Origin of the sequence: Bacillus safensis FO-36b (assembly GCF_000691165.1) — a bacterium.
Lineage (GTDB): Bacteria > Bacillota > Bacilli > Bacillales > Bacillaceae > Bacillus > Bacillus safensis.
On sequence record NZ_ASJD01000007.1, the window covers coordinates 147,372 to 167,796 of the forward strand.

11 protein-coding genes and 1 riboswitch are annotated in these 20,425 nt (G+C 43.6%); of the genes, 8 read left to right on the top strand and 3 right to left on the bottom strand.

What is annotated here, in order from left to right:
- Positions 1 to 20 precede the first annotated feature (20 nt).
- A complete protein-coding gene (locus BA81_RS14915; protein ID WP_034283301.1) occupies positions 21 to 827 on the top strand; it encodes an AAC(3) family N-acetyltransferase in 807 nt (268 codons plus the stop codon).
- A 1-nt stretch (position 828) separates the two neighbouring features.
- Here BA81_RS14915 and BA81_RS14920 read toward each other — a convergent pair whose 3' ends face one another.
- The 3 genes from BA81_RS14920 to BA81_RS14930 form a co-directional block, all read right to left on the bottom strand.
- Positions 829 to 1,215, bottom strand: coding sequence for a competence protein ComJ (locus BA81_RS14920; protein ID WP_034283302.1), 387 nt, complete (start codon positions 1,213 to 1,215; stop codon positions 829 to 831).
- 120 nt (positions 1,216 to 1,335) lie between these two features.
- Positions 1,336 to 3,033 (bottom strand): methyl-accepting chemotaxis protein, encoded by a 1,698-nt coding sequence (locus tag BA81_RS14925; RefSeq protein WP_034283304.1) that lies wholly within the window; start codon positions 3,031 to 3,033, stop codon positions 1,336 to 1,338.
- A gap of 127 nt (positions 3,034 to 3,160) precedes the next feature.
- Positions 3,161 to 3,589, bottom strand: a complete 429-nt coding sequence (locus BA81_RS14930; protein ID WP_024424305.1) for a NucA/NucB deoxyribonuclease domain-containing protein — start codon at positions 3,587 to 3,589, stop codon at positions 3,161 to 3,163.
- A gap of 367 nt (positions 3,590 to 3,956) precedes the next feature.
- Between BA81_RS14930 and BA81_RS14935 the strand changes: the two genes are divergently transcribed.
- The 7 genes from BA81_RS14935 to BA81_RS14970 all read left to right on the top strand — a co-directional run.
- Positions 3,957 to 6,026 carry a hydantoinase/oxoprolinase family protein gene (locus BA81_RS14935; protein WP_034283307.1) on the top strand — a complete coding sequence of 690 codons (2,070 nt, stop codon included), beginning with the start codon at positions 3,957 to 3,959 and terminating at the stop codon, positions 6,024 to 6,026.
- Positions 6,016 to 8,004, top strand: a complete 1,989-nt coding sequence (locus BA81_RS14940; protein WP_034283309.1) for a hydantoinase B/oxoprolinase family protein — start codon at positions 6,016 to 6,018, stop codon at positions 8,002 to 8,004. The genes BA81_RS14935 and BA81_RS14940 overlap by 11 nt, the downstream gene beginning before the upstream one ends.
- Positions 8,001 to 9,086 carry an ABC transporter substrate-binding protein gene (locus BA81_RS14945; protein WP_034283311.1) on the top strand — a complete coding sequence of 362 codons (1,086 nt, stop codon included), beginning with the start codon at positions 8,001 to 8,003 and terminating at the stop codon, positions 9,084 to 9,086. Before BA81_RS14940 ends, BA81_RS14945 begins: the two co-directional genes overlap by 4 nt.
- An 8-nt stretch (positions 9,087 to 9,094) precedes the next feature.
- Positions 9,095 to 10,186, top strand: coding sequence for an ABC transporter ATP-binding protein (locus tag BA81_RS14950; RefSeq protein ID WP_034283314.1), 1,092 nt, complete (start codon positions 9,095 to 9,097; stop codon positions 10,184 to 10,186).
- Complete coding sequence (locus tag BA81_RS14955) at positions 10,186 to 11,055, top strand: ABC transporter permease (RefSeq protein WP_034283317.1); 870 nt, start codon at positions 10,186 to 10,188, stop codon at positions 11,053 to 11,055. Before BA81_RS14950 ends, BA81_RS14955 begins: the two co-directional genes overlap by 1 nt.
- Positions 11,048 to 11,851, top strand: coding sequence for an ABC transporter permease (locus BA81_RS14960; RefSeq protein WP_024424298.1), 804 nt, complete (start codon positions 11,048 to 11,050; stop codon positions 11,849 to 11,851). Before BA81_RS14955 ends, BA81_RS14960 begins: the two co-directional genes overlap by 8 nt.
- 368 nt (positions 11,852 to 12,219) lie before the next feature.
- A riboswitch (cyclic di-GMP riboswitch) is annotated at positions 12,220 to 12,313 on the top strand.
- Between the two features lie 139 nt (positions 12,314 to 12,452).
- The coding region (locus tag BA81_RS14970; protein WP_051627363.1) for a non-ribosomal peptide synthetase at positions 12,453 to 20,425 on the top strand (7,973 nt) is incomplete at its 3' end.

A 20,425-nucleotide genomic window follows, 5' to 3' on the forward strand; every position in this document is an offset into this window, starting at 1 on the left:
ACGCAGGAGGAAAAGGAACGATGCAAAAATTAATCGAAAATCAAGCTGAGCCGATGACAAAGGAAAGAATCAAAGCAGACTTGGTTCAACTTGGTGTGAAAAAGGGCATGATTTTATGTGTTCACTCATCTTTATCATCAATCGGCTGGGTAAACGGAGGCGCTGTAGCCGTCATACAAGCATTGATGGAAACCTTAACAGAAGAGGGGACACTGATTATGCCGGCACAAACGTTAGAGCTTTCTGATCCCGCCGATTGGATCGATCCGCCTGTTCCTTACTCATGGTGGAAATCGATCAAAGAAACAATGCCTGCATTTGACCCAGCTTACACGACGCCATCAGCAATGGGAAAGGTGGCAGAAACATTTTGGAAATACCCAGGTGTGGCGAGAAGCAATCATCCCAATTTTTCATTCACAGCCTGGGGGAAAAGAAAACATGAAATTCTGAAACACCATGCGCTTTCCTTTGGATTAGGAGAGCATTCGCCTCTTGGCCGCATGTATGATCTTCATGCTCAAGTGCTGCTGCTTGGTGCATCATTTGAGAGCATGACAGCTTTTCATCTAGCTGAATACCGAATTCCTCAGCAGGACCTCATGACAAGAGGAGCCCCTATTTTAGAGAATGGATGGAGGGTATGGAAAGAGTACCAAGATATCATCACAAGAGAAGAACTATTTGAACAGATTGGCCGTGATTTTCTGCAATCAGGAGGCATCCATCAGCACAATCAAGTTGGACTTGCCAGTTCATATTTACTGCCCATGAGAGAATCGGTAGACTATGCGGAAAAGTGGCTTGATCTATACGATCAGTCGTAATCTACACTGTTTGGAAATTTACATAATAAACGTCTTGATCAGGCTGCTGTGAGGTGTAGCAGGTAAGCTGATAGTCTCCTTTTGGAATGGAGAAAGACAGCACTCTGGCCATGACGCTTGTGATATAAACTTGATCATTTGTAAGCGTAAAGGGAACTGTTATAGCTCTATCAACCGAGACTTGGGGCTCATCGCTATTTAATGTCACAATAATAGACGCCTTTCCATTATTGATTCCTTCAAAGGAAACTCCTTGATCTCCTGTTGCAAATCCTTGAAGAATGTCCTCATCTGTCCAATCAATAACAGGTGGTGTTTCGCTTCCGGTGTATACCGTGATTTGGTGGTAGGAGATAGATAGGGAATAGGCTTGATTTAAGTGATTCATATAAAAAACTCCTTTATTTAAGAATTTTTGTTGGAACGTGAATGGTTGAAAGAGTGATTCTTGAGGAGAATGTTAGGCAGCAAGACGATTGTCGCCGTCTTGCGCTATTTGTTGTGGGATCTAGATGTGAAATTGCGAGACCATTGTTTTTAAATCTCCTGCTAAATGGGCAAGCGCTTCTGATGAAGCTGTTACTTCTTCCATTGCAGCAAATTGCTCTTCTGTTAAACCGGCTACTTGCTGTGAATGTTCACTCGTTCGTTTCACGCCTTCTGTAATAGACGCAAAAGACTGTTTCGCATCGTTTGTATAAGCTGCGATTTTTTGTGATGCACTTGATAAATGTTTAATGCCATTCGCCATTTCTCTCATCGACTGCTGGATATCATGAAATGATTCCTCTGTATGAGAGATAAGTACAGCCCCTTGAGCCGCTTCCTCTCTTACTCGTTTGATGGCATTCGTCGAATGAGTCATCTCTTTTTGTATTTCAGAAATGAGATGGGAAATCATGTTTGATGATGCTTGAGATTCTTCTGCGAGCTTTCTCACTTCGTCTGCGACAACAGCAAATCCTTTTCCGTGCTCACCTGCCCGTGCTGCTTCAATTGCTGCATTAAGAGCTAGCAGGTTTGTCTGGCTGGCGATATCTGTAATGACTTTGGAAATATGATCGATTTCAGCTGAACGTGTTTCCAATGCTTGAATCGCTGTACCATTTTCTTCAATTGATTTGGCAATAGACGTCATTTGTGAATGAACTTCACCGATATTGTGTACACCTTTTTGGGCCACTTCTTGTGCGGAGTGACTTCTTGAAGCCATTTGTCCTGCATTTTCAGTGATGTTTGCCAGCTCGTTTGATACTTGAATCATTTTGTGCTCACTAGCTGTCATTTGAGCGGACTGTTCTTCTGAAGATTGTGCCACTTCTTGAATCGTATAGGTGATTTTTTCTGATGCTGCACTCGTTTCTTCTGCGCTAGCTGACAGCTGCTCAGAGGATGTGGCCACTAATTCAGACGTGTTCATGACATTTAGAATGGTTTGATTTAGTTTTTCACGCATCTTATTGAAATGGCCAGCCAGATCAGACAATTCATCACCAGCAGTATCCGTCACATTGATGGTTAAATCACCTTCGCCTGCACTCTTAATGGCAGAAGCCATATGCTTGAGACGTGCCTGAATCCGCTTAGTGAAAATAGAAATAATGATGACCGAAACGATCAGACTTAACAAAAGGACGATGACAAATTGTATATAGAATGACTGAAGCATTTGTGAAATCATGCTTTGATTGGCGCCAGTATAAAAAATACCAATTGTTTCGCCTGCTTCATTTTTGATCGGCATATAAGCCGTTTGATAGTCTTTCCCGGCAACATTTGCTGTGCCGTAATAGTTTTCTCCTTTATCTAAAACAGTGGTCTTCACTTCAGGAGAGACTTCTGTACCTACAGCTCGTTTCCCGTTTAACATGACATTCGTAGCAACGCGGGTATTTCCTTGAAAAATCGTGATGGTATCACCGGTATATTCGGCTAATTGGTCAACTAATGTGTCATGATCATTGATTTGCGTATTTCCTTTGAATAGCTTATCCTCTTTAATCTGCCACGAGCCTTCTACTTTTTCATTCAGGTAGGCGTAGCCTAGTTTTAAATCACCTTTTGCTTTTTCAGTTGCCATTTGCTTGATGTTTTCTGTCATCTCGCGATTCACCACATAACCAACAACTGCGGAAAAGATGATGAGGACACTTAAAAAGATCAGCAAAATTTTGGCACCGAGCCTCAGTTTTCCCTTTTTCTTCATGCTTTTTAACTCCTTTAGGTATAAGGTAGGGTATCCCTCCTTAAGGATTATCGGCATGAAAAAAGTGTTTAAAATACCTGCATGCAGTCATGTGAAAATTTTTTTAATATAGAAAAGGGAAAGGCTGCTAATCGATGATAAATTGGATTCTTGTGCCGTCTGGATCATCCGATAATTGATGACTTACCCACGAGCCTGCGCCTCTATTATCAGAAGGGCGTACATATTTGACAGAAGCTCCTGTGCCTCCTTCTTTGCACATCGCCATTGGCCATTCGTCACGATCATACCCGCGCTTTGTTGGAACGCCATGTAATGATCGATCCCTCTGCTCATCACTATGTTTACGGTCAATTGTACAAATGGACGAATGACCTTCATCAATGGCTTCTTCTATGTGCTTGGCTGTTTCGGGATAGCGGTCTGATGGAAAATGAATCGTTTTGTCATAAGATGAATTCGCTGTCTCTTGTTTCCCTTGCTCCAGCTGGATATAGCCTGTTGCTACACCAATAACAATCAATAAGAGCAAGAGAATCATTTTAAGAAGTTTCATAGATGCTGGCTCTCTTTCTTGTTTGCGTATTTTGTAAACAGAAGTATAGCAGAATTACTTACCAATTTCCCCTGGTTTTGAAAAAACGCCTTTTAAAATTCAAAAAACAGATTTTACAAGATTTCATGCTTTTCATTTTTGTAGAAATTCATAAAAATTTTAATTTTGTAGATCATAAAACGAATATGCTCATTCAAAATGGCTTTATCACTGCTTTTTGAGCTAATTTCAAGAATTTAACACACAGAAATTTCAAAAAAATAAAATTGACTAGACCGATCTGCTTTAATAATATGGAGTCAAATATCAAAAAATGTCGTAATTTATCAAAATATGATTCTAATTACATTGTAGGAGGGAAGTACAAATGGCGGATGTCTCATACCGGCTCGGAATAGACATAGGCGGAACATTTACTGATTTATCGTTGATAAATGAAGCAACAGGGGAGCTGACTGAACTCAAGACACCCACAGTGACTGATGACCCAGCCCAAGGAATTATCAATGGGTTAAATCTTCTAAAAAAAAGAGGTGTTGATCTATCCAACATTCAATACCTCGTTCACGGAATGACAATTGGTCTTAATACATTATTGCAGCGAAAAGGAGCAGATTTAGCCCTTTTTGTGACAGAAGGATTTCAAGATATATTGTCACTTCAACGTTTACGACTACCCATTCCTTATGACTTCAATTCTCGTTTGCCAGAACCATTGATACCACGGAAGCATGTATATCCAATCTCTGAAAGGTTGATACACGATGGTACGATCAAAAAACCTCTCCATCTGCAGCAGTTAGATGATGCAGTCCAGCATGCTATATCTAAAAAGCTAGCAGGTATTGTCATTTCTTTTTTACATAGTTATCAAAACCCAGTTCATGAATTACAGGCAAAAGCCTATATCAATCATCATTATCCACAGTTAGAAGTCCTTACCTCATCTGAATTATGGCCTCAAATGAGGGAATACGAGCGTACAGTGATGTCTGTTGTTAATTTGTACATTCAACCAAAGGTGAAACAGTATTTGCAAACACTGAAAAGTCGTTTGAAGGAAGAAGGTGTACCAATTTCTCCATACATTACACAATCAAATGGTGGTTTAATGGATGCAGAAAGTGCGGCAGCCTCGCCTGTGAAGACTCTCTTTTCTGGTCCGGCAGCCGGTGTCATCGGTGCGGCTAGAATTGCAGCATCATCTAGTGAACCCAACCTGATCACTTTTGATGTTGGGGGGACGAGTGCAGATATCTCGATTATTCAAAATGGACAACCTACAATGGCGCAATCGAATCAGCTTTCAGGCTTCCCAATTATTCTTCCATCTGTTGCGATGTATTCAATTGGAGCAGGAGGAGGTTCGGTAGCATGGATTGATCAGGGCGGACTTCTAAAAGCGGGGCCAGAATCAGTTGGCTCAAACCCGGGACCAGCTTCGTATGGAAAGGGAGAAAAAGCAGCTTTAACTGATGCGTTTCTCATATGCGGTTACCTCAATCAAGAACGTTTTGCCGGAGGACATTTGCAATTACAGTTGTCTGCGGCGAAAAAGGCTTTTCAGCCAATTGCTGATCAGCTCAACAAAACGGTTGAAGAAGCGGCTGACCAGCTCATTCAAGTAGCCGTAGCCAATATGTACACAGAATTAAGCAATGTGATGGAGCAGCAAGGGTTTGACCCTAGAGATTTTAGTTTGCTGGCGTTTGGCGGAGCAGGGCCGGTTGTGGCGAATTTCCTTGCGAGAGAAATTCATGCGAAAAATGTGGTTGTTCCTCCAAGTCCGGGTACATTATGTGCGTTAGGTGCTCTGACTGCTGACTTTATTCATGATGCGGTGCTGTCGAAGAAAATATGCTTACAAGACTATTCGATCAACCAACTAAAACAAGATTATGAGAAGCTGTCGCGAAAAGCGACTGATTGGGTCAGCCAGCAAAACATTCAGCATATCAATCAGACATCCATTCTATTATTAGCAGACGCACGTTATCAGGGACAGGCATTTGAGATTGAACTGCCATTATCGATTGATTGGCTAAAGCAGGAACAAAATATCCACCAACTCATTGAAGCCTTTCACAAATTGCATCAGCGTCAATATGGTCATAGGGATGATCAGGCAAAAATCGAGTTTACTCATTTACGCGTTCGAGTCATAGGCGAGACGCCTCCGCTGCCTTTTTCACCTGTTCATGAAAGCAGCGGACAGTCTTTGAAACCATATGAATATAGACGGATTTTTATTGAAGAAAAAGAATACGAAGCATCGGTTTATAACCGGGATACTCTGTCAGTAGGTTCTATTGTAAATGGGCCAGCCGTTATTGAGCAGGATGATACAACAACATTAATTTTGCCAAACTGGGCAGGCAGCATTGATCCATCAGGTAACTTAGTGATTTCAAAGGAGGCGGCTTTACATGAGAACTGACCCAGCAAAGCTTGAGATGATGCGCAGTTATTTTAATGCGATTGCATCAGGTATGGGGCATGTCATTGAACGGACGTCATTTACGACCTTCGTCAAAGAATCTGCTGACTTTGCGACAGCATTAGCCACGCCTTCTGGAGATTTCTTTGTTTATCCGAAGACAGTGGGTGTGACGATCTTTTTAGGGCTGAGTCTAAAAAAAGCGATTGAAGAAAGCGGGCCGATGCAGCCAGGAGACATTATCATCACTAATGATCCTTATACGACAGACGGTTTGGCGACTCACCTTCCAGATGTCCATATCATTAAGCCGATTTTTGTAGATGGTGAAATCGTAAGCTATGCTTGGTCTTTTGTTCATGTCAGTGATGTGGGTGGGCTTGTGCCTTCGAGTATTTCACCGACAGCAACGGATGTTCATCAAGAAGGATTAAGAATTCCGCCAGTGAAAATTTATGAAGGCGGGAAAGAGAATCAGGTCGTACGTACCTTTTTAAGAGCGAACAGCCGCGCTAGTCATCTAAATGATGGTGATATTAATGCGATGATTGCAGCAGTTAATACAGCAGATATTCGGTTAAAAGAAATGATTGGGAAATTTGGAAAATACGAAGTGAAACAAGGAATGATAGACTTGCTGAAGCAAGCCGAGGATCGTGCTGGAAAGGTAATTGAAGCTATACCGGATGGGACGAGTGAATTTGCTGATTATTTAGATGATGATATGATCTCAGGCGTCCCTATTCGGTTGAAAATCAAGCTAACGATCAAAGGGAAACGGCTGACGCTCGATTTTTCTGAGTGTGATCCGCAAGTAAAAACAGCCTTTAACCTCGTTACCAATGGTCAGAAGCATTCCTTTCTTTATCAAGGATTGATTAATTACATCATTAGTAAGGATCCTTTTATACCGATTAATGGTGGAATAACGTATCCAATTGACGTGATCTCTCCTAAAGGAACGCTGGTGCATCCAGAATACCCGGCTTCTGTCGGGATTCGTCATTCGATTACGATGAGGCTGTACAATGTCGTGCTAGGCGCCATTGGTAAGCTGTTACCTGAAGCGGTGCCGGCAGCAGGTGCAGGTCAATCTGCCATTGTGGTTCTCTCAGTACCTGATGATCAAACGGGTGGCAGGAAAATGTCCGTTGTCGAACCATTAGGCGGAGGCGGCGGTGCTCAAAATGGTACTGATGGAGTGGACGGTATTGATCATTCGTCAGGCTTTTTGAAGAATACCCCAATTGAGAGTTTGGAACAGCATATTGATATTCATGTTCACCGATATGAACTTCTGCCGAATACAGGTGGAGCTGGTGAAAATCGAGGCGGACATGCGATTGGTTTGGAATTTGAAATGATGAAGCCTGAATCAATGGTGACAGCACGAGGAATGGAACGGATGAAGTTTCAGCCTTGGGGATTAATGGGCGGCCGAGCAGGATCGGTTGGTGAGGTCAAGCTGACCACGGCTAATGGTGAGAAACAAGACCAGCCCAAAATAGATGTTCTGCGACTTGAAAAAGGCGATATCGTTCAATTGATTTCACCAAGTGGAGGCGGCTGGGGGAATCCATTTGCCCGAAAGAAAGAAAAAGTCCTTCAGGAAGTGGAAGCAGGTCTATTAAGTGAAGAGAGAGCGCTGCAGCAATATGGTGTGAAAGTGTATTTAGACCAAAATAAATGGAAGATTGATGAGGAGCAGACGAGCAGGGTGCGAGAAAAGGTTGATGTTTCTGCATCTACTGACGTGTGGGATTTCGGAGAACAAAGAGCAGCTTATGAGAAAGTATGGACGGACGAAGCCAGCAGTGCGCTGGCCGTTCAGCTTCGTTCCTATCCGGCTAATGAACGTACGTACTTTAAACATGCAGTTCATCAACATTTCAGTCATAGAAATGAGCCGTTAACAAAGGAAGATATTACTCAAGCACTTTGTCAATTGAATGGACAAAAAGGGGGAAATAAATCATGAATAGAAGATTAATTGCTATTTTTGCAGGCATCCTATCAATCGTTGTACTGCTGGCCGCTTGTGGTGGAAATGGAAAGGATCAAGGCAAACAGCAGCAGACTGTGATTGTTGGCGTATATGGAGGCGATTGGGAAAAGAATATCAAACCAATCCTCGAAAAGTTTGAAAAAGATACAGGAATTAAAGTGCAAACCGTCTCTGGGGCGGATTCTGAATGGTTTACAAAATTAAAAGCGTCAAATGGGAAAAATCCACCATATGACTTACTAATCTTACAGCCCGATACGATTCAAAGAGGTATCGCAGCAAACGTTCTTGCGCCTATCGATGAAGATCAAGCGCCGAACGTCAAAAAACTTTACCGTTCTGTCCAAAAGAAGCTTACTGTGAATGGAAAACAATATGCAGCAGGTTTTAGTATGGGACAGCTTGGAATTGCTTATAGAAAAGACCTCGTCAAGCAGGAACCAAACAGCTGGACTGACCTATGGAGCAGTCAGCTGAAAGGGAAGGTAGCCATTTCATCTCCGACTTATTCAGCCGGTTTGCAATTTTTCTCTGCACTTGTTCATGCGCAAGGGGGGACAGAATCAAATCCTAAGGATATTGATAAAGCATTTAAAAGTCTCGCGCAGTTAAAAGGTCATGTAGCTGCTTTTCCAGATAACCCAGGATCGATTCAAACTTTGTTAGAACGTGGGGATGTCGCGGCTGTTCCATATTGGGACGGGCGAGTATTTGCACTTGAAGAAGAAGGCATGGATATTGGTTTCTCATATCCGAAAGAAGGTGCTGTTGCAGCTGTTGCGAGCTGGGCTTTAACGAAGGGAAATCAGCACGAAGAAGCGGCGTACAAACTATTAAACTACTTGAGCGGAAAAGAAGCTCAGGAGGCATTCTCGGAAAAATCTTATTATGGCATGTCGAATTCTGATGTGAAATACGATGACAAGATTAAGGGGAAAGTGAAAGTTGGAGAAAATTATTACAGCAAGCTGACTTGGGTAGATTATGAAACAGCGACCTCTGAGCTTGGCAATTGGACAAATCGATGGAACGAAGTATTAGGCGGAGGAAAATAGGTGATCGCATGAGTGGAATTCATTTAGAACACATCAGTCAGCACTTCGGTGAGCAGATTGCTCTCAACGATGTCAGTCTTACGGTGAATGAGGGAGAGTTTTTCTCCCTTCTTGGTCCTAGCGGCTGCGGAAAATCAACATTATTAAACATCATTGGCGGTTTTTTAGAACCAACAAAAGGCGTCGTCTATATTGGCGATCAGGATGTGACAGCTTTGCCGCCTTACCAAAGAAAAACAGGTATGGTCTTTCAAAGCTATGCACTTTTTCCACATCTGACTGTATTTGATAATGTGGCGTACGGGCTAAAGGTTCAAAAGAAAAAGAAGGCGGAAATTAAAGAGAAGGTAATGGAAAGCTTGTCTCTTGTTCAATTAGAGGCATTTGCGAAACGGATGCCCCACCAATTAAGCGGTGGTCAACAGCAGCGGGTAGCGATTGCAAGAGCGCTGGCGATTCAGCCGTCTGTTCTCCTTCTTGATGAACCGCTCAGCAACCTAGATGCCAAACTAAGAAAAAACATGCAGACAGAGCTGCGAAAAATTCAAAGGAATGTCGGGATAACAACCATTCTTGTGACACATGATCAAGAGGAGGCCTTAAGCCTTTCTGATCGGGTTGGAATTTTAGGAGAGGGAAGAATTCAGCAGATTGGGACGCCTTTAGAGGTGTACCGCCAGCCAAACAATCGATTTGTAGCTGAATTCATCGGACAAGTGAACATCTTTGAGGCCGTGTACAATGAAGCTGATGCGGCATTTACAGTTCCGCATGTAACCCATTCAAACGGTCAGCACCTTCAGCTGCAGGCTGCGGCACATCAAGAGAAGAGGGAAAAGCAACTGCTTATGCTGCGTCCTGAAAGAATCAGCATCTCTTCTGAGCGGGAGGAAGTAAAGCCGAACCATGTATCAGGCATGCTGTCAGATGTGAGTTATATTGGGCATTCATTACGTTTGGTTGTGGGGCTTGATCATGGTGAAATTATTGTCCATGCTTCTGATGCGGCATTTCCCGAGCTGCCTGAAGTTGGAGAAACCGTCCATATCCATTGGCAGCCTGAAGATATCGTTTTCTTAGATTCGAAGGTGCATACGTGATGCGAATCAAGAAAAAGAATCAACGATTTCATTGGTTTATGCTGCTGCCAGCCTGTTTGTTTCTTATAGTATTTTTACTAGCTCCTCTGGTGATGATGCTCGTTCTCAGTTTTCGCGATGTCGATTCGATGATGAATACATTACAAACGTATAGCTTTTCTCAATATATTCATGTGTTCACGACAGATGCATATGTAAAGGCGATTGGAAGTACTGTGTGGGTGGCTTTGCAGACAACGGTGATTTGTTTATTGATGGCATACCCCGCAGCATACGTGCTCGTCAAAGCACCTAATCCGCGTCTGCGGGCATTTTTCTATATCCTACTTGTGTCGCCGCTTTTGACAAGTGTTGTGATTCGGACATTTGCATGGATTGTTCTTCTTTCGCAAAATGGTCTGATCAATGGCATGTTACTAGATTTACATGTAATTGAGAAGCCGCTCTCGATGCTGTGGAATATGAATGCGGTCATTATTGCCTATGTCCAAGTCATGCTGCCATTTGCAGTACTGCCGATCGCAACAAGCTTAACCGATATGGATCGTCACTTAAGACCGGCTTCTATGAGTCTTGGAGCTGGCCGGATTCGAACCTTTTTTCATGTCACCTTACCACTGACCATTCCAGGCATGGTGACTGGCGCAATCATCGTCTTCTCACTGGCAGCAGGAAGTTATATCACCCCGCTGTTAGTCGGCGGACGGATGCAGCCGCTGCTGCCGCTGTCAATTTATCAGCAGGTCATGCAGGTGTATAATCTGCCTCTTGCTGCAGCTATGTCCTTTACATTATTGGTTTGTGTGCTTGTGGTAGTCAGTCTATTAAGCTATTTATTGAAGCGTTGGGAGGCGAGGATGCATGCGTAAAAAGTCAATAGGTGACCGCTTGCTTTCCATCCTGATTTGGACTGCTGGGTCATTGGTTTATCTTTTTTTAACCATACCTGTTCTTGTGATCGTCCTATCTGCTTTTAGTCCAAATGCCTTTCCTGAATTTCCACCGACTTCGTTCTCTGTTCGCTGGTTTCATGAGGTCGTGTCAAATCCAGAATGGATGGAATCTCTTCGGATCAGTGTGATTCTGCTGTTCATCGTGACGCCTCTCACGGTTCTTTTAGGGACAATGGCTTCGTATGCTTTAGCAAGGCTTTCCTTTAAGGGAAAGGAGGCTGTCCAAGCTTTCATTCTGTCACCTCTCATGATTCCTCAGGTGGTGTTAGGGATTGCGATGCTTTACTTGTTTACGGCTATGGGCTTTACAGGGTCTTTGTGGGCGCTCGTCATTGGTCACGTCATCATTGGTTTTCCCTATGTGGTTCGAACGGTAGGCGTGAGTGTTTCGAATTTAGATCCGCGGCTTGAGCTGGCTTCAATGAATCTTGGCGCAGGACCCATTCGCACGTTTTTTCGAGTCACATTGCCTTTGATTAAGCCGGGAATCATTGCAGGCGGGGTGTTTTCAGCTGTGACGTCATTTGGGGAAATATCGATCAGTTTGTTCGTTTCCTCTCCTCAAACCATTACAATCCCCGTCAGGACCTTTAATTACATTGAGCAGACCTTTGATCCGAGTGTCAATGCGATATCTGTCATATTTATTATCATTTCTATCATTGCGCTGCTCATTATTGAGAAAACGATTGGTCTGTCTAAGGTGATGTAAATATAATGAAGAAACAAGGAGTTGTCATTTGAAATGACAGCTCTTTTTTTGTTGTTTTTACAGTAAAAAAAATTCATTTTTTTAGGGAATATAGTTCTTAAGATTTAAGAATTTGCGGGGAACGCAAGGAGACCTCTATCCTACATTTTCGGTCATATTTTCAAAATTTAAGGGAAAATATGAAATTTTTGCGGTATTTAGTCGATTATTTTCGGTTGAACGCAACTATTATTAGTTATTTTCGGTAAATATCGTCAATTCTCACAGGATCCCTTCGGTATAACGCATGAATCTTTACACCCATTTTTCGGTGAAAAAAACAATATTTTCATATAAAGTGGACGTAAATAGAAAATATCTAAAAGAAAAGAAGAAAAAGGCAAATCTATGGAAACATAGAGACGCAAAGCCATGTCCTAAGGTAAATGATTCTTTTTTTGCTAAGGTCGGCAGGCTACCGAATGAAAATGGGAGTCCCTCCGTTTTATTCGGGGTGGGCTCCTTTTCTGTTAAACCGTCTATTTTAATGAAATAGACTTGGTTCTTTTGATATAGAGGGTGCAGGGTGAAATTGGTGGAGAAAACATAGAAGAGGCGGAGGATGAGAATGAATACAGTTTATTACCCCTTAACACATGCGCAAAAGCGAGTATTCTACACGGAAAGATTTTATCCAGGTACAAGTATTTCTAATTTGGGTGGATTCGCCAGGTTGAGATCAGCATCTGGTCTCGATCCTTCTTTGGTCGTCGATGTGCTTCAAGCGTACATTCGACAAACTGACTCTCTTCGTCTGAGGCTCGTGTATCGAGATGAAGAAGAGGAGCCTGTTCAATATATCAAACCTTATGAAAAACAGCCGATTCGCATGGAAAAGGGCTGGAGTGTAGAGGAGGTAAGGGCTTGGGCAAACGAGCAGATTCGTGAGCCAATGCCATTGATTGACAGCCCCTTGATTGAATTTACGGTGTTTCAAATCAGTGATCAAGAGTGCTGGCTGTTCTGTAAAGCACATCATATTGTCGCGGATGGTATTTCCATCATTTTAATGGGAAATCGCATTATTGACTTATATCATGACATGCTGCAAGGAGTAGACATCTCGCCAGTTGAGGAGATTTCCTTCGTTGATCACATCATGAGTGAGCAGACCTATGAATCTTCTAAACGTTTTCAAAAAGACCAAGCTTTTTGGAATGAGCAATTTGCTCATATTCCAGACTTCGCATCGTTAAAACCGCATAAGGGATACGAGATGAGTTTACATGCGGAGCGATTTTCAGGGGATGTTCCAGATTCTTTAAAAGAGAAGCTTCGTGTCTTTTGTGAAGAGCAGAAAGTCAGCATGCTTTCAATGTTTATGTCCACTGTCTATATTTACTTACATCGTTTTAGCGGTATGGAAGATGTCGTTCTTGGAACCTTTATGGGCAACCGGACGAATGCCAAAGAAAAAAAGATGATTGGGATGTTTGTATCCACGATTCCAATGCGTGCATCTGTTCAAGGGTCGCAATCGTTTCTTGATTTCGTAAAGCAGGTCATGGCGGATCAAATGAAGATATTACGTCACCAAAAGTACCCTTACAATCTGCTCATGAATGATTTGCGGGAAAGAGAAGGGTTTACAGGACGCCTTTTTGATATTTCTTTAGAGTATCAGGTGATGCAGTGGCAGAAAAAAGAGAATCTGTCGTTCATTACTGAACCGATTTTTAGCGGGAGCGGAATGAATGATATTTCAATACATGTGAAAGACCGCTGGGATACTGATACATTGACCATTGATTTGGATTACCGTACAGATGTATTCACAGAAGAAGAAATGAGTAAGATGTTTGATCGATTCTTGATATTACTAGAAGCGGCCGTCTCTCAGCCTGATCAGCTGATCGGGACACTGCCTTTACTTTCAGCAGGAGAACAAAAGGAGCTGCTGCAATTATCTGAAGGAGAATCGTTTGAAAGGCCAGCAGCAAAACCGGTTCATCACCTGTTTGATGAGACAGCCAACAAATATGCAGACCGGACAGCCGTTGTAGCAGAAAATGGAACAATTACTTATGGAGAGCTGCAACAACAGGCAGAAAAGCTGGCTCGTTTTTTACAAATGAAAGGTATCTCACGTGATGTGCCTGTTGCTGTTTTGATGGAGCGGAAGACAGATGCCATGGTAGCAGTCTTCGGCATACTAAAGGCTGGCGGGGCATATGTACCAATTGATCCGGCATTACCTGAGGAGCGCATTCAATTTATTGTGGAGGATTCAGGTGCTTCTATTGTGTTAACAGATGAATCTTTCATTCAAGAGTACCCAGCCCTCTCGGAAAAATTAATCGTGCAGCAGCAAATATTATTAGATGGTGGACAGCTGCCTGAGCTCGTAGAACAGACGGCGCCGGAGGATTTAGCCTACATGATTTATACATCCGGTACGACTGGAAAGCCGAAGGGCGTCATGATTGAGCATCTTCAGCTACATCATTTGGTCCATGCTTTGCATCATGAGATGTATCAAGGGACGAATGAGCTACAAATGGCGCTTCTAGCCCCATTCCATTTCGATGCATCGGTCAAACAAATCTTTGCTGCCCTTTTATTTGGACATACGCTTCATATCATCCCGCGAGAAACGACGAGAAATGGCATGCAGCTAGCGGCTTATTACAGAAAACATCAAATTGAAGCGGCAGATGGAACACCGGCGCATGTGCAGCTTTTACTTGCTGCGGATTTGGACGGGCTGTCATTGACGCACATGTTGATTGGGGGAGAAGCGCTGCCTGCGAAAGCAGCATGTTCACTCATCGAAGCAGTTCGTAGGAGTCAGCCTGATTTTACTCTGTGGAATGTGTATGGTCCAACTGAGACGTGTGTGGATGCGGCGGTGCATCGTCTAGATCTCAGTGAGCTGAGCGAATCAACTGAACAGCGCTATGTGTCGATTGGAAAACCGCTTGGTCATCATCGTGTTTATATTTTAAATGAACATGATCAATTACAGCTGCATGGGGCTGCTGGAGAACTGTGCATTGCCGGTATAGGTGTTGGGCGAGGCTATGTGAATCAGCCTGAATTGACGGAGAGGGTATTCACGGCAGACCCGTTTTCTCCGCATGAGCGGATGTATCGAACAGGGGATCTAGTCAGATGGCTTCCAGATGGCACGATTGATTATCTTGGCAGAATGGACGATCAAGTGAAAATAAGGGGTTACCGCATAGAAACAGGCGAGATTGAAGCGGTAATGGAGCAGGTAGATGGAGTTGATAAGGCTGTCGTGCTAGTGGTTGACGAAGCGGATGGAGAAAAGGCGTTAAGTGCTTACTATCAAGCTCGTCATGAAGGTGTGTCTGTTGACATGCTGCAAGCGGCTATCAAACATCAGCTTCCAGCTTACATGATGCCGCTTTATTTCAAAGAACTCGATGCTTTTCCACTCACAGTCAGCGGCAAAGTCGACCGTCGTGCACTTGCTGCGTTAAAAGGTGATAGAGCGGTTCATGCTGTTTATACGGCACCTAGAAACGATATAGAAACGAAGCTTGTTCATTTGTGGGAAGACATTCTTGATCAAGAGAAGATCGGTGTATATGATTCTTTCTTCGATCGAGGCGGGCATTCGCTCAAAGCGATGACCTTACTTACACAGGTTCAGCGAGACTTGCAAGTGGAGGTGCCGCTGTCCGTTTTATTTGAACAGCAGACGATTGCTGCTTTGGCTGCTTATATTGAGCAGGCAGAAAAGTCTTCTGAAACGGTGATACCAAAAGCGCCGGCTGCTGATCATTATCCATTGTCGCCTCCACAGCAGCGCGTCTACATGGTGAGTCAATTGGAGCAAAGCACTGCATATCATATGCCTGCTGTTGTGAGGTTAAAAGGAACTCTGCAGCTTGAGAAGCTGACTGAAGCTTTTAACAGACTGATCACACGTCATGATATGCTGCGTACTTCTTTTCATACGATAAAAGGTGTTCCTCGTCAGCGGATAGCATCATCAGTGTCCTTTCAAATAGAACAGCTGACAGGCGGTGCGATGGAAGAAAACATGCAGCAATTTGTCAGACCTTTTGATCTTGAGTGTGCGCCGCTTCTTCGAATTGGTTTGCAGTCATTGCATGATCAGGAGCATTTGCTCTTTTTCGATATGCATCATTTGATTTCAGATGGTCTTTCGATCGATTTAATGCTGCGTGAGTTGTCAGATGCTTACGAGGGCTTGGTTAAAGCACCATTGAAGCTTCAATATCAAGATTATGCTGTTTGGCAGCAGCACCAAGGCTTTCAAAAAGAAGAGGCATTTTGGCTGCAAGAATTTTCGGGCGATATTCCGGCTTTACAGCTGCTGACCGATTATCAGCGTCCAGCTGTCCAGTCTTTCGCAGGGGATCGGGTCATCAAAGAAATAGATGAAGTGTTAAAGAATCAATTACAGGAGCTTGCAGCAAACCATCACACGACACTGTATACGGTCTTGCTTTCTGCTTACTATACATTGCTTGCCAAATTTACAGGTCAAAAGGAATTCGTGGTCGGAACACCGGCGGCAGGGCGTGTGCATACAGATTTGAATGACATGATCGGTATGTTTGTCCAGACACTTGCTTTGCGGTCGGAGGTAGATCCGAATGGAACCATGTCTCAGCTGATTGAGCAAGTAAAGGAAAAGACAATGCAGGCATTTGAACATCAGCAATATCCATTTGAACGGCTGCTTGAAAAGCTGAATGTGCCAAGAGATTTTAGCCGTCATCCATTGTTTGACACCGTCTTTACACTCGCGCCGGATCATGGAGCAGCTCAGCATATTGGAGACATGCTGGTCGAGGTTGAAGAAACCAATTTCCATATTGCGAAATTTGATTTAACACTGCAAGCGATGGAGTCCGATCAAGGTTTATCCTTTGTACTTGATTACAGTACGGCTCTATTTAAACGAAGTACGGCAGAGCAGATGATGAAACATTATATTTATCTGCTGGAGCAGATGGTTCAAGCGCCGCAGGAAGCTATTCAATCCTATCGATTACTGTCTGAACAAGAAGCAGAAGCTCAGTTAAATAGGTGGAATCCGTTACCTTCGCCTTATCCAGCAGAAGAAACCATTGTGACGCAGTTTGAAAAACAGGTGCAGCAGCATGGTCATCAGCCTGCATTGCAATGTGAAGATGTGGTTCTTTCTTATCAAGAGCTGAATGACCGAGTGAATCAGCTGGCTCATTATTTGCGTGAAAATGGTTTTGAAAAAGGAATGAAAGCGGCCTTATTCTTTGAACGTTCCAATGAAATGGTGCTCTCTGTTCTGGCTGTGCTTAAGGCTGGCGGTGTCTATGTACCAATTGACCCCGATTTCCCTGATGAGCGCGTGAAGCACTTTTTAACAGACAGCGGTGCACAATTCTTACTGACACATCAAGTGCTGCGCCATCGCTCGGTGCTCACTGCATTTGAGGGAACCATCATAGAAACAGAAGATCAAGCGATTGCTCAGCAGTCAGACAGCCCTATAGATGTTCATATTTCACCTGAGGACTTAGCGAATTTGACCTATACATCTGGTACAACCGGTAAGCCTAAAGGAAATATGGTGACACACCGGAACATTTTGAGAACGGTGAAGCAATCGAATTATCTCACCATTCATCCTGAAGACACAGTGATGAGCCTCTCAAACTATGTATTTGACGCCTTTATGTTTGATGTGTTTGGTGCTCTATTAAACGGAGCGAAACTCATTGTTCTGCCAAAGGATCATATTTTAAACATGAATGAGCTTTCTGGAGCGATTGAGAAGGAAAAAGTCAGTATTTTAATGATCACGACAGCTCTTTTTCACTTACTCATCGATATGAAAAAAGACAGCCTGAAAAACGTAAGAAAAGTGCTGTTTGGCGGAGAACGTGCTTCTGTGCCTCATGTAGTGACTGCACTTGAGACAGTTGGGAAAGACAAGCTTGTTCATATGTACGGACCTTCTGAGAGCACAATTTTCACCACATATTATCCTGTGAATCATATTGAGAAGCAGGCGTTATCCATCCCAATCGGAAAGCCAGTGAGTCAAACGGCTGTTTATATTGTAGATGAGTTTGGACAAGTTCAGCCGCCGGGCGTGGCGGGAGAGCTATGTGTCGCTGGTGATGGACTGGTGAAAGGATATTATAAGCAGCCAGAACTAACAAGCGAAAAGTTTGTCAACAATCCTTTCCGCCCTGGAGAGACCATGTATAAAACGGGCGATCTTGCGCGCTGGCTGCCGAATGGAGATATTGAATTCATTGGACGGATCGATCATCAAGTGAAGATTCGCGGACAGCGTATCGAGCTTGGGGAAATTGAACACCAGCTGCTGCAGCATCCTCAGGTGAAGGAAGCTGTCGTCATTGCTGCTTCGAATGACACCTTATGTGCGTATTTCACAGCGGAAGGATCTGTCTCATTAACTGATTTGCGCGAGCAAGCAGGACGTGAACTGCCTGTATATATGATGCCGGCATTTTTCATGCAATTAGACGAGCTTCCTTTGACGAATAATGGCAAGGTCGATAGGCGGGCGCTGCCGGCACCTGATCTCAGTGAGCAGGGGGCAAATGAATACACCTCTCCTCAAACAGAAACAGAGCGTCTGCTGGCGAACATTTGGGAGGAAGTTCTTGAAGTGCCGCGAATCGGCAGGCACGATCATTTCTTTGAATGCGGGGGCCATTCGCTGCGCGGCATGAAAATGCTGAATAGGCTGTATGAAGAGATGCAGGTGGAGCTCTCTTTGAAGTCTTTATTTGAATCCCCAACATTAGAAGCGTTCGCCCTTGCAGTTGATCAAGCGGATCAAACGGAGATCAAGCGAGTAGAAGTTGCCAAAGAGGCGGCCTATTATCCAGTGACATCTGCTCAGAAAAGACTGTTTGTTTTGGAGAAAATGACTGATGCGGAGCAAAGCTATCATATGCCGGCTGCCTTAAAGCTAGAAGGCGTCTTTGATGAAAAACGATTTGAAAAGGCAATTGATCAGCTAGTCCAACGTCATGAAGCTTTCCGAACGAGCTTTGATTTTGTTGAGAATGAACCTGTTCAACGGATTGAAACAAATGTCTCTATAGACATTGAAAAAATTGAACAGAACGGCCGAGACATACAGGAATTAATGAATGACTTTATCAGGCCATTTGATGTAGAAAAAGCGCCTTTACTCAGAATAGGGCTAGTTTCCGTTTCCGTAAATGTCCATTATTTACTGATTGATATGCATCATATCATTTCAGATGGTGCGTCTGTTGGCATTTTAATTGAGGAGCTATCAGCCTTGTATCGGGGAGACAAACTAGAGGAATTACCTGTTCAATATAAGGATTATGCAGTTTGGTCAAAAAGTGAGGCATCTGCTGCTCAAAAAGCAGCTGAAGAGGCATTCTGGCTGGATCAATTAGAAGGGGAACTGCCTGTACTGGCACTGCCGGAAGACCTGCCAAGGCCAAAAGTGCAAACATTCGCAGGAGATCGTGTCTCATTTACAATCGAAGGTTCGCTTAAAGCGAAATTGGACGAACTCGTTAGAGCGCTCAACAGTACGACTTATACAGTCCTGCTTGCTGGCTACAGTATTCTTTTAAGCAAGCTTTCAAGACAAGAGGATATCATCATTGGTTCTCCGGTTATTGGCAGAACCCATCCTGATATTCAATCTGTGATCGGCATGTTTGTGAACACGCTGGCACTTAGAACAAGACCAGCAGGACATCAGACAGCTGCTGAATTTGCGTCAAATGTTCATCAGCTTGTGTTAGAGGCAAACGAGCATCAGCTGTACCCATTTGAAGAATTGGTAGATCAGGTGCAAACGGTTCGAGATACAAGCCGCCATCCAATTTTTGACGTTGTATTCTCAATGGAAAATGCGGATATTCGTGATTTATCAATGGATGGGCTTCACATTGTTCCACAGCCATTCGAAGAGAAGATCGCCAAATTTGATTTGACCTTAACTGGAAACGAATCCGCAGATCAAATTGAGCTCGTGTTTGATTTTAATTGTTCTATCTTTCAAAAGACGTCAATTGAAAAGTGGAAAGAATATTTCCTTCATTTGCTGGAACAAATGGTGTCAGCACCAGATCAATCGTTAGATCAAATGCAATTATTGTCACCACAGCAGCAGCAAAAACAGCTGAACGAATGGTCAGGTCCTGTTCTAGACGTCCCGTCAGATCAAACCGTTCATGCCCTGATTAAGGCTAAGGCGCTTGAAGCACCGCACCAAAAAGCAGCGGTCTTCTGCGGAACGAGCTGGACGTATGATGAGCTGAACCATCGGGCGAATGTAGTCGCTTCAAGACTCATCACAAACGGCACAAAACCAGGCGACCGCGTCGGCATTCTCACTCGTCCGTCCCTTGATATGACGGCAGCTGTTCTTGGCGTTCTCAAGGCAGGTGCGGCATTCGTTCCAATTGATGCAGACTATCCAGCGCAGCGTATTGCCTACATGCTGGAAGACTGCGGGGCAGAGGTACTTCTGATGCAAAAAGGGCTCACTGCACCACCTTCATTTACAGGTCATGTGTTGTTCATAGA

Bases quoted from the DNA above. Each gene is read 5' to 3' on its own strand.
- BA81_RS14920 (WP_034283302.1), bottom strand. From the start codon at position 1,215: ATGAATCACTTAAATCAAGCCTATTCCCTATCTATCTCCTACCACCAA.
- BA81_RS14950 (WP_034283314.1), top strand. From the start codon at position 9,095: ATGAGTGGAATTCATTTAGAACACATCAGTCAGCACTTCGGTGAGCAG.
- BA81_RS14925 (WP_034283304.1), bottom strand. From the start codon at position 3,033: ATGAAGAAAAAGGGAAAACTGAGGCTCGGTGCCAAAATTTTGCTGATC.
- BA81_RS14935 (WP_034283307.1), top strand. From the start codon at position 3,957: ATGGCGGATGTCTCATACCGGCTCGGAATAGACATAGGCGGAACATTT.
- BA81_RS14955 (WP_034283317.1), top strand. From the start codon at position 10,186: ATGCGAATCAAGAAAAAGAATCAACGATTTCATTGGTTTATGCTGCTG.
- BA81_RS14945 (WP_034283311.1), top strand. From the start codon at position 8,001: ATGAATAGAAGATTAATTGCTATTTTTGCAGGCATCCTATCAATCGTT.
- BA81_RS14930 (WP_024424305.1), bottom strand. From the start codon at position 3,589: ATGAAACTTCTTAAAATGATTCTCTTGCTCTTATTGATTGTTATTGGT.
- BA81_RS14940 (WP_034283309.1), top strand. From the start codon at position 6,016: ATGAGAACTGACCCAGCAAAGCTTGAGATGATGCGCAGTTATTTTAAT.
- BA81_RS14915 (WP_034283301.1), top strand. From the start codon at position 21: ATGCAAAAATTAATCGAAAATCAAGCTGAGCCGATGACAAAGGAAAGA.
- BA81_RS14960 (WP_024424298.1), top strand. From the start codon at position 11,048: ATGCGTAAAAAGTCAATAGGTGACCGCTTGCTTTCCATCCTGATTTGG.